General features: G+C 65.4%; 10 protein-coding genes. 5 read left to right on the forward strand and 5 right to left on the reverse strand.

Annotation, left to right across the window (positions count from 1 at the left end; genetic code table 11):
- Positions 1–25 precede the first annotated feature (25 nt).
- Positions 26–1,483: an NAD(P)/FAD-dependent oxidoreductase gene (locus AC0L3A_RS22270; RefSeq protein ID WP_007602092.1), complete on the reverse strand. Its 1,458-nt coding sequence runs from the start codon at positions 1,481–1,483 to the stop codon at positions 26–28.
- Between the two features lie 194 nt (positions 1,484–1,677).
- On the opposite strand from AC0L3A_RS22270, the gene AC0L3A_RS22275 reads away from it, so the two are divergent.
- The 3 genes from AC0L3A_RS22275 (at position 1,678) to AC0L3A_RS22285 (ending at position 3,184) form a co-directional block, all read left to right on the forward strand.
- Positions 1,678–2,211, forward strand: a complete 534-nt coding sequence (locus AC0L3A_RS22275) for a SixA phosphatase family protein (RefSeq protein WP_473255199.1) — start codon at positions 1,678–1,680, stop codon at positions 2,209–2,211.
- A gap of 70 nt (positions 2,212–2,281) precedes the next feature.
- A complete protein-coding gene (locus AC0L3A_RS22280) occupies positions 2,282–2,707 on the forward strand; it encodes a universal stress protein (protein ID WP_007602088.1) in 426 nt (141 codons plus the stop codon).
- A 15-nt stretch (positions 2,708–2,722) separates the two neighbouring features.
- The gene (locus AC0L3A_RS22285) at positions 2,723–3,184 is read left to right on the forward strand and encodes a hypothetical protein (protein WP_007602086.1); all 462 of its coding nucleotides are present in this window, start codon (positions 2,723–2,725) and stop codon (positions 3,182–3,184) included.
- A 924-nt stretch (positions 3,185–4,108) separates the two neighbouring features.
- Here AC0L3A_RS22285 and AC0L3A_RS22290 read toward each other — a convergent pair.
- Positions 4,109–4,345: a DUF1127 domain-containing protein gene (locus tag AC0L3A_RS22290; protein ID WP_007602084.1), complete on the reverse strand. Its 237-nt coding sequence runs from the start codon at positions 4,343–4,345 to the stop codon at positions 4,109–4,111.
- Between the two features lie 184 nt (positions 4,346–4,529).
- On the opposite strand from AC0L3A_RS22290, the gene AC0L3A_RS22295 reads away from it, so the two are divergent.
- Complete coding sequence (locus AC0L3A_RS22295) at positions 4,530–5,873, forward strand: aminotransferase-like domain-containing protein (RefSeq protein WP_007602083.1); 1,344 nt, start codon at positions 4,530–4,532, stop codon at positions 5,871–5,873.
- A gap of 79 nt (positions 5,874–5,952) precedes the next feature.
- On the opposite strand, the gene AC0L3A_RS22300 is transcribed toward AC0L3A_RS22295, so the two are convergent.
- Both AC0L3A_RS22300 and AC0L3A_RS22305 read right to left on the reverse strand, forming a co-directional pair.
- Positions 5,953–6,531, reverse strand: coding sequence for a YdcF family protein (locus tag AC0L3A_RS22300; protein WP_007602081.1), 579 nt, complete (start codon positions 6,529–6,531; stop codon positions 5,953–5,955).
- 100 nt (positions 6,532–6,631) lie between these two features.
- On the reverse strand, positions 6,632–7,219 hold the full coding sequence (locus AC0L3A_RS22305) for a hypothetical protein (protein ID WP_473255200.1): 588 nt from the start codon (positions 7,217–7,219) through the stop codon (positions 6,632–6,634).
- A gap of 79 nt (positions 7,220–7,298) precedes the next feature.
- On the opposite strand from AC0L3A_RS22305, the gene AC0L3A_RS22310 reads away from it, so the two are divergent.
- Positions 7,299–7,733, forward strand: a complete 435-nt coding sequence (locus AC0L3A_RS22310; protein WP_007602071.1) for a hypothetical protein — start codon at positions 7,299–7,301, stop codon at positions 7,731–7,733.
- Positions 7,734–7,747: 14 nt separating this feature from the next.
- Here the strand turns inward: AC0L3A_RS22310 and AC0L3A_RS22315 are convergent, their stop codons facing one another.
- Entirely contained in the window at positions 7,748–9,151 is a 1,404-nt protein-coding gene (locus tag AC0L3A_RS22315; protein ID WP_007602067.1) for an MFS transporter, read from the reverse strand.
- Positions 9,152–9,367 lie beyond the last annotated feature (216 nt).

A 9,367-nucleotide genomic window follows, 5' to 3' on the forward strand; every position in this document is an offset into this window, starting at 1 on the left:
ACTTCCGGGCGGAGTTTTTCTCACCTTATCGCGAGGCGCCGTCGTCCTGCGGGACCGGTTCCACGGCTTCCGCCACAGGCTTCGGCGGTGGGGCCGGCCGGGGCCGAACCCCGGGCAGCGGACGGCGCGGACCGGTCCCGGCGGCCCGGTTGGCTTCGGCCAGCCGCGCCTCGCGTTCCCGGTCCTTGACCCTGGCACGCTCGCGATAGCGGGCAAGCGAGCCTGCGGCGGCGGAACTCGCCCTGCCCCAGATTCCGACCAGTTGCCCGGCGACGCGCCCCGTCGTTCCACCCGCCCAGACCAGCTCGAACGGCGAGAACAGCTTCCAGCGCTCGTCGCCCCACAGGATGCTGCGCGCGATCATCTGCCCGGCCATGGCCGAAGTGTTCATGCCCTGGCGGCCGAAGCCGCTTGCGACCCAGAGGCCTTTGCGCAACTGGCCGATCTGCGGCATGCCGTGCACGGTCTGGCCGGTGGCGCCGCCGAACATGTCGGTGATCTCGACATTGCCGAGCAGCGGGAAGATCGACCGGATCCGCCGCCTGACGGCGCCCGCAAAGCGTTGCGGGTGCGCCGCCCAGGTGGTCTCCGGACTTTCCCACATCAGGCGGTCGCCATCGACGATCCGGAAGTGATCGACGCCGTCGGAATCCATCACCGATTCCTTGAAGGCGATGATCTCGTGCACGCGCTCGCCGAGCGGCGCGGTGATGCCGGCATAGCGCCAGACCGGCAGCAGCGTCTCCGACAGGCGCCGCAACGGCGCACCGAGATGGATGTTGCCGGCGAGCACAATGTGGGTGGCGCGCAGCCGCGCCGAGGGCGTGACGATCCGCTTGCGGATGCCGGAATGATCTATGCTGACGACTGGCGTATCCTCGAAGATACGGGCGCCTGCGCGCCGCGCCAGCGCCGCAAGGCCATGCACATATTTGCGCCCGTCGACCTGGAACGCTCTCGGATAATACACGCCGTGGAAGTAGTGATCCGTCTTGAGTGCCGCGCGGACGCGATCGACCTGCCAGCCCTCGGCCTCGGTGTCGAAATCCTCGTTTAGCATCTGCAAGCGGCTGATCAGCCGGTCGCCGGCATCGACGTTGGAGACCTCGAGCACGCCGTCGGTCGGGCCGATCCCGGGCATGTTCTCTTCCGTGGCGTTGGCCCGGACAAACTCGGCGCCCTCTTTCGACAGCGTCCACAATTCCCGCGCGTCCTCGAAGCCGATGCGCTCGATCAGCTCGGCGAGCGGCAGCGCGAAGCCCGGCATCACGGTGCCGAGTTGATTGCCGGAAGCGTTCCAGCCGATGTGGCGGCCCTCGAGCACCGCGACGCTGGCCCCCAGCCGGGCCGCCTCGAGCGCAATGGAGAGCCCTGCAAGCCCCGCCCCGATCACGCAGATGTCGGCGTCGAGATCGAACGACAGTCGCGCGCGTTCACGAAAGCCGGCTTCTTCCTGGGACACGCTTGTGAAAGTCTCGCTCATGTCGTTTCTTAGAGCATGATCCGGAAAAGTGTGCAGCGGTTTTCCGAAAAGATCATGCTCATAACAAAAATTTAAAGCGCGATGGGGATTTGTCCTAATCTCATCGCGCTTTAGAGGACTGTGCAGGCCCTTGTCACCTTGCCCTCAAGCGGCACCTGTAGATTATTCTGGACGCGTAACGATTCGAGAGTGCCATGCGCCGTTTGATGCTGCTGCGTCACGCCAAGACCGAGACCGACGCGCCGAGCGGCCGTGACCAGGATCGCCGCCTCGACGACCGCGGCCACAAGGATGCCGCCGAGATCGGCGACTGGATGGCCCGCCATCCCCCCTTTCCCGAGGCCGTACTGGTATCGCATGCTGTCCGGGCCCGGCAGACCTGGGACATTGCTTGGGAGACCATGAAGGACCGCGTCGCCGCGCCGCAGGTCGAGGTCCTGCCGGAACTCTACGCCGCCGATCCCGCCCAGATCCTGGAATCCATTCGCACTGCAACCATTCCGGCTGATCCGAGGCAATTGCTGCTGGTCGGCCACAATCCGGGCATGCACGAGATCGCCCTGATGCTGACGGGCGGCGGCGATCCGGCCGCCGCCAAGGCGCTCGCCGACAACCTGCCCACGTCGGGGCTTGCGATCTTCGACTTTGACGTCAAGGATTGGGGTGACGTGGCTTACCGCCGCGGCAAGCTGGTGTTGTTCGTCAGTCCAAAGCTGCTTCGAAGTTAAGGCTGCTTCGATCGGGTTGATCGCGTGACGTGCCGGCAAGACGTCCTGACTGAAAGATTTGGAGGCGCAGATGTTCAAGTCCATCCTCGTGCCCATCGACCTCGCCGACACCGACCTGGCCAAGCCGGCGATCGCGACCGCGGCAACGCTGTCGCAGACCTGGAGCGGGGTGGTGCGCCTGCTCAACGTGCTGCCGATGACGCCGGTGATGCTGGCCGAATACGTGCCGGCCGATTTCGACGAACAGCAGCGCCAGACCTCGGAAGAAGCCCTCGCCATCGTCGCACGCGAGTCCGGCATCGAGCCTTCCCGCATCTCTAGCGTGGTGCGCCAGGGCGGCATCTATCACGAGATCCTGGAGGAAGCCGTGCACATGAAGGCCGAGCTGATCGTGATGACCTCGCACCGGCCGGCGATGCGCACCTATTTCCTCGGCTCCAATGCCGGGCATGTCGTGCGCTACGCAAAATGCTCTGTGTTGGTGGTGAGGCACTGAGCTCGGAGCAATGTCGTGAAGCAATGGTGGCGGAGATGGACGTACGAGATCCCGCTCGCGATCGGCGATGCTTTATGGGAGGTGCTGGTCGTGCAACTGGCCGCACTGCTGGACAGGCTGACGGTGCGGAAGGTGATCGCCTTCATCCCCGTCGTGATCCTCATACTGGCTTACTACCACGGGATCCCAATCCCGCCGGAATTGATGCTGGTCGGCGACTTCCTCGCCTATATCGACATCTTTTCGGTGCTGATCCTGCTCGGCGTGCTCAGCCGCGTCACGACGATGCAGTTCGTCGTTAAACAGGCTGCCGCACGTATCGCCAGGTTCGCGGGCAACGTCGCTGCACATTTGCCGCGCCGGGATGTCCGGCATCGGCGCCAACGCGGCGCAGCGACACGACCTCGCCGAAAGCCCGAGCGCTCCAAAGGCGATCGAGCTCTCGGCGGTTTTTGGGGCCAGGCCGCCTTCGCCTGAACCATATACAAGCTCGTGGCCCGGGTGAGCGAAGCGATACCCGGGACAGCTCGTGTCACGATTCCCGGATAGCGCTTCGCTCATCCGGGCTACTAGCCCTTGCATTGCCCGTCCGGCAAAACACCCAAGCTCTCGGTCAACGCGCGCCGCGAAAAATATTCCACTTTACCGAAATTCGGAATTGCGTATATTCCGCCTCACTCCGGCCCAAGGAAGAGGGGCGTATCGCGATCGTCACGAACGCGGGCCGGACGGCGGTGGACGTTGGCCACATCGGCGCAAACGGCTTTGCAGGGCGGGCAACCGTGAGCGAAGGCGCCGCGCACTCGACCGGTGTGATCGGCGTACGGCGAAATCGTGTGGTCCTGGCGCCCGGGGTCTGTGCGCCAAGTGTTGCGGTGATGTGGGTTGCCCGACCGGGCATCCGCATCAGCCATCCGCAAGGCGACGGGGGCAATAGTGCATCGCTCCCCGGGGAGAGCGCGACATAAGCCGTAAAGCCACTGCGCAGGGAAGGCCGGATGTTCAGGCTTCACCTGTATGCCACTGTGCAGATTTTCTTACTGCAATTTCGCACAGTGGACCGCGGGTGCCAGCCGGCGCCCGGTCTTCCCTGCGCCCTCTTTCGTTAGAGGGTGAGGCGACGAAGCAAAGCTCGGGCGAAACAAGCCGCGAGGATGCGAAGCTGTGTCTACGATAAAAGTACGAGTTAAAGGAACGACAGTGCTACCCACCAACGCCTTCATTGCGAGCGCAGCGACTTGTCCGCCGAAGCTTTAGCGAAGGCGGAAGCAATCCAGAGTCTTTCCACGGTGGGTTTCTGGATTGCTTCGCTGCGCTCGCAATGACGATATCGAAGCAGATGTGCCTGAAAACTCAGTCTGGTGCCCCGGACGCAGCGCGTCCGGGACAAGAGCGAAGCGCTTACAGAAACCGCGTCAGCTCTGCTTTGGCCTGACCGTAGACCGCATCCTCGATCTGGCTGCGCGTGATACCGATGTCGCGCAAGGCGCGGTCATCGAGGTCGTTCAGCGTCTTGACGGCGGAGCGGCGCTCCAGGGCGTCGAACAGCGCATAGGCGCCGTGGGCGAGCTTGCGAAAAAATCCGTCTGACGAGGATGAGCGTAAACTCCGCCCGGCGGTCTGCGAGATCGTGGTCATTGTCCTTCTCCGGCCTGTTGTCCACGCGGCGATGCGGATGCCGTTGGCGCAAGCGCCCGAGCGCCTGCACCTCATTTGCCGTCGGATTGCTCTCGCTCTCCTCGGCTCAATCGTGAAGCTTGATGGAACTTAAATGCTCCAGTACACTACTCGGAGCAAGTGAAACATTGCTCTCGGTGCAATAATGTCCAAGTTCGAATACGTGAAGCTTGCCGATGCCATTGCTCTCGATATCTCTAACGGCACGTTAAGGCCGGGCGACCGGCTGCCGCCGCAGCGCAATTTTGCCTATGACCGTGGCATCGCGGTCTCGACCGCGAGCCGGGTTTATACGGAGTTGCTCCGCCGCGGCCTCGTCGTTGGCGAGGTCGGCCGCGGCACCTTCATCTCCGGCGACATCAGGCGCGAGGTCGAGGCGCTGAGCGAGCCGCGCGACGCGCGGATCGATTTCGAGGTCAATTATCCGCTGCTGCCGCAGCAATGGGCGATGATCGCCAAGAGCCTTGCGGGCCTCGAACGCGTTGACGCGCTCGAATCCGCGCTGCGCGTCTCCACCAGCACCGGCACCAAGAGCGCGCGCAATGCGGCCGCCGCCTATCTCGCGCGCAAGGATTTTGCACCGCAGGCCGAGCAGATCGTCTTCACCGCGAACGGCAAGCAGTCGCTCGCGGCCGCCCTCGCAGCCCTCGTTCCCACCGGCGGCCGCTGCGGCGTCGAGGCGCTGACCTATCCGTACGTCAAGAGCATCGCCGCGCGGCTCGGCGTGACGCTGGTCCCGATACCGATCGACGAATTTGGCGCACGCCCCGACGCCATCCAGAAGGCGCATCGCGAGGCACATCTGTCGGCGCTGTATCTCCAGCCCATCATCCAGAACCCGCTCGGCGTCACCATGAACGCGACACGGCGCGCCGACATCATGCGCGTCGCCGAGAAGCTCGATCTCACCATCATCGAGGACGCCGTCTATGGCTTCCTCGCCGACGACACGCCGCTGGCCGCACTCAACCCGGACCGCTGCATCGTGATCGACAGCCTGTCCAAGAAGGTCGCGCCGGGCCTTGCGCTCGGCATCCTCGTCGCGCCGCCGCGATTGCGTGAGAGCGTGATGAGCGCGGTCCGCACCGGCGGCTGGATTGCGTCCGGCCATGCGCTGGCGTCCGGGCAGCGGCTGATGGCCGACGGCACCGTCGCCGAGCTGACGCGGCTGAAACGCATCGACGCTACGCGCCGCCAGCAAACCGCGGCAAGGCTGCTCGCCGGCTACCAGCTCGCCGCCGATCCGCGCTCCTATCATCTCTGGCTCACGCTGCCGGCACACTGGCGCTCGCAGACCTTCGTCGCCGCAGCAGCCCGGCGCGGCATCGCGCTGACACCGTCCTCGACCTTCGCGATCGCCCATGGCCACGCACCGAACGCAGTGCGGCTCGCGCTCGCCCCGCCTTCCTTCGAGCAGCTCGATTCCGGCCTGCGCACGATCGCATCGCTGCTCGGCACCAAGGAAGAGGATTTCGACTCGACGGAGTAGCTAAAGCGTTTTCGAGCGAAGTGGGTACCGGTTCGCGTCAAGAAAACACGTCAAGCAATAATCTGATGCGCTCCCCCGTTCAGGCCTCCGGCCATTCCGCGATGAAGCCCTTCGCCTTGTAAGGCTCGATCTTGTCCCATTCATGCAGCATGCGGCGACGAAATTCGGGATCGGTGTGCCAGAGCGTCCGCGGCGTCGCAAAGCTGTCGACCGTGAGCAGCATTTTCTCGACCTCCGGCCAGTGCCGGTGCAGCGTCATTGGATAGCGCCGCGCGGTCCAGGTGTTGCCGAGGCAGATCACGGTGCGGACATTGTGCAGCCCGAGCGCCGCGTCAATGATCGGCAGCGAAAGGATCACGTTCTCGCCTGTGTTTTGGGCATGATGTTCCTCGAGAATTCGGTCAGCTGGAATGCCGGCCGCGACCATCGCCGCCTTGATAATCGTGCACTCGGATTGCTCCGAGCCCGCCGTCACGCCGCCGCTGACAACCGACCAGCGGAAATAGCCCTGGCGCCATAGTCGCCCCGCCGTATCGGCCCGCAGCGTGACGTCCTCTCGGGTGCCGAACATAAACAGGAGGTCCGCCGGCTGCAGCGGCGTATCGATCAGATGGGCGCGGTTGATCTCGGAGATCTCATCCGCCGAAGGCCTACGCATGCCGCGGTCCATGGTTGACATGGCAGCACGATGCGACACCGGGGCAACGGCGCGAAGTCACGTTTGGTTGCGGCCCATTGCACCCAAGGCAACACGGCCATTAGGGCAGCAAAGCGCTCGGCACGCGATCGAAGCTGTAGCTCCGCGGCTGGTTACGCCGCACGAAGCCGCCGATCTGCCAAGCGAACAGCGCGGCAAAACCGATGATGAACAGCGCGCCGGCGAATTCGCTGATCGCAAGCGCCCGGACCAGGAGCGCCGTCATCGCCACTGCAAGCACCGCAAGAAAAGCCAGCATTGTCGCGTAGGTCCTGCGGCCAAGGCCCGCGGTCAACTCGGCTTGGCTGCCGGCCTGCGCCATGCGCGCGTGCAACGCGACGATGAAATTGCGAAAACCATTGTCCTGCGGCGCCATAAGCGCCGCCCTGAGCCAAAACCTCGACAGAAAACAGAAGAGGCCCCCACAGGCATGGCTGACAAAGGCCCGAAAGCGATGGAGCTGCATAGACACCGGGCGGAAACACCACCCGATTGCACTGATCTCGTCATAACGCCACAGGCCCGAACGGCCGCCGATGTGCCAGGACAGCCCCTCCTCCGTCAGCTCGAAGCGATGCGCCGAGCCGATCAGCGACGCCTTGTAGGCGTAGCTCGCGCCCGCAGCCGCCTCGGCTCCCGAATCCTGCATCTTCACAAACAATCCAATCCGGGCGATCCCATCTGCGATCCGCTTGCGTGGGCGCCCTGCCCCATCCTACAAGCGGGACATGGCTGAGACGATTTTTTTTCCGCGCCGCCTGATTCTCGGCGCCGCCGTGATCTCCGGCGTGCTGCTCGCGCTCGCCGTGCACATGCTGGGCGCCCGCTACGGGCTCGACCTCGGCGGCCTCTGGCACTCGGACACGCACGAGTTCATACCGGCGGGCGCGGCGATCGCCTGGTGGCTGATCGCCTCCGTCGGCTTCTCCGGCGGTTATTTCACGGCGACATTGATGCAGAGCGCCGTCTCGGGCCAGATCCCGCAACGGATGCGGCAATTCCTGATCGCGGTCGGCGTGCTGCTGCTTGCGGGTGCGGGCCAGGTGGCCTCGGCGCCGAGCCCGGTCCCGACGGTCTCGGGCGTGCTGGCCGGGATTGCCGCGCTGGGCCTCGGTGCCGCGATGGCGTTCTGCGGCGCGCATTTCGCACTGCGCCGCGGCTGATTCCTCCACACAGTTCACCCGCGCGAACGCGCGCCGATCCCGATCACGGCGGCAGCGAGCACGAGGACGGTGGCCGAGACCGCCAGCGATGCGTGCAGGCCGGTCATGAACGCGCCTTCCGAGGCCACTAGCGAACCGAATAGCGCAACGCCGAGCACGCTGCCTGTCTGCCGCGTCGCGTTCAGGACGCCCGCCGCGATGCCGGAGCGCGCCTTCTCGACGCTGCCCAACAAGGTCGAGGTCAGCGGCGGCACCAGCAGCCCAAGTCCGCTGCTGATCGCGATCATCTGTGCAAAAATCGCCCAATAGCTCGTGCCGGCTTCGATCCAGAGCAGGCCGACGCAACCGAGCGCCGAGACGCAGGCGCCGACGACGATGGTCGGGCACGCCCCGATACGCTCGGCGAGACGAGGCGCCAGCAGATTGACTGGAAGCACCACCGCCATCATCGGCACGAAGGCGAGACCGGTCCACCACGCCGACAGGCCGTTGATCCTCTGGAAGTACAGGCTGAGCACGAAGATCAGCCCGTAGATCGCGACGTTCACGAGCAGGCCGACGAGTGCGGTCAGGCTGAACAGCCGGTGATCGAACAGGGACAGGGGCAGCATCGGCTGCGTCGCGCGGCTCTCGCGCCAGACGAACAGCACCGCCAGGAGAGCGGCTGAAGCGAACGCCGCGAGCACAGCCGGATGCTGCCAGCCAAGCGCGCCCCCCTCGATGATCGCGCCGGCGAGCGCCCCCAGCGCACCAATCGCCGCGAGCTGGCCGGGCAGATCGATCTCGCGTGAGGGCGCGCGCGTGGTCTCGGTCGCATAGCGCCAGCTCAGCCAAAGGCCGATGAGGCCGATCGGAAGGTTGACGAGAAAGATCGCGCGCCAGCCGACCACTGTGATCAGCGCGCCGCCGACGAAGGGGCCCGCGGTGAGCGCGAGGCTCGCACCGGCCGCCCAGATCGCGACGGCGCGGCCGCGCTCGCGGTCATCCGGATAGGCATGATTGAGCAGGGCAAGAGAATTCGGCACCAGGATCGCCGCCGCCAGCCCCTGGACCAGCCGCGCCCCAATCAGCACGGTCGCATTGGGCGACAACGCACAGGCGAGCGAGGCCGCGGTGAAGATTGCGAAGCCCGCCATGAAGACGCGCTTGGCGCCGATGCGGTCGCCGAGTGCGCCGGCCGTCAGGATGAAGGCGGCAAACGCAATGGTGTAGGCGCTGACCACCCATTGCAGCTCGGCGACGCCGCCGCCGAGCGTCCTGCCCATGGCGTCGAGCGCGGTGTTGACGATGGTGACGTCAAGCTGCACCACGCCATAACCAAGGCTCATCGCGGCAAGGGTGAGAGACGTCGCAAGGCGGGAGCCGGAATGCGGCGCGCCGGCTTCGAAGGCTTCGTATCTGGCGGTGCTTACTCGCATGCTGCCATCTCGGTTGCAGCCCCATGCGAACGATACACTTCCCGCTCGCCGTCATGTTACGACAACGATCGAATGATGCATGCGTAATGGATGCGTAACGTGCGAGCGTGGGGGGGGGGGGGGGGGCGGCCCGCGCGCCGGCGGGCGGGGGGGGCGGGTGGGGGGGGGGGGGGGGGAGAAAAAGAAGGGGGGGCGGGGGGGGGGGGGGGGGTGTGT

The sequence above is a fragment of the Bradyrhizobium sp. MI1.3 genome, from assembly GCF_055811695.1.

Bases quoted from the DNA above. Each gene is read 5' to 3' on its own strand.
- AC0L3A_RS22270 (WP_007602092.1), bottom strand. From the start codon at position 1,483: ATGAGCGAGACTTTCACAAGCGTGTCCCAGGAAGAAGCCGGCTTTCGT.
- AC0L3A_RS22275 (WP_473255199.1), top strand. From the start codon at position 1,678: ATGCGCCGTTTGATGCTGCTGCGTCACGCCAAGACCGAGACCGACGCG.
- AC0L3A_RS22300 (WP_007602081.1), bottom strand. From the start codon at position 6,531: ATGCGTAGGCCTTCGGCGGATGAGATCTCCGAGATCAACCGCGCCCAT.
- AC0L3A_RS22280 (WP_007602088.1), top strand. From the start codon at position 2,282: ATGTTCAAGTCCATCCTCGTGCCCATCGACCTCGCCGACACCGACCTG.
- AC0L3A_RS22305 (WP_473255200.1), bottom strand. From the start codon at position 7,219: ATGCAGGATTCGGGAGCCGAGGCGGCTGCGGGCGCGAGCTACGCCTAC.
- AC0L3A_RS22290 (WP_007602084.1), bottom strand. From the start codon at position 4,345: ATGACCACGATCTCGCAGACCGCCGGGCGGAGTTTACGCTCATCCTCG.
- AC0L3A_RS22315 (WP_007602067.1), bottom strand. From the start codon at position 9,151: ATGCGAGTAAGCACCGCCAGATACGAAGCCTTCGAAGCCGGCGCGCCG.
- AC0L3A_RS22295 (WP_007602083.1), top strand. From the start codon at position 4,530: ATGTCCAAGTTCGAATACGTGAAGCTTGCCGATGCCATTGCTCTCGAT.
- AC0L3A_RS22310 (WP_007602071.1), top strand. From the start codon at position 7,299: ATGGCTGAGACGATTTTTTTTCCGCGCCGCCTGATTCTCGGCGCCGCC.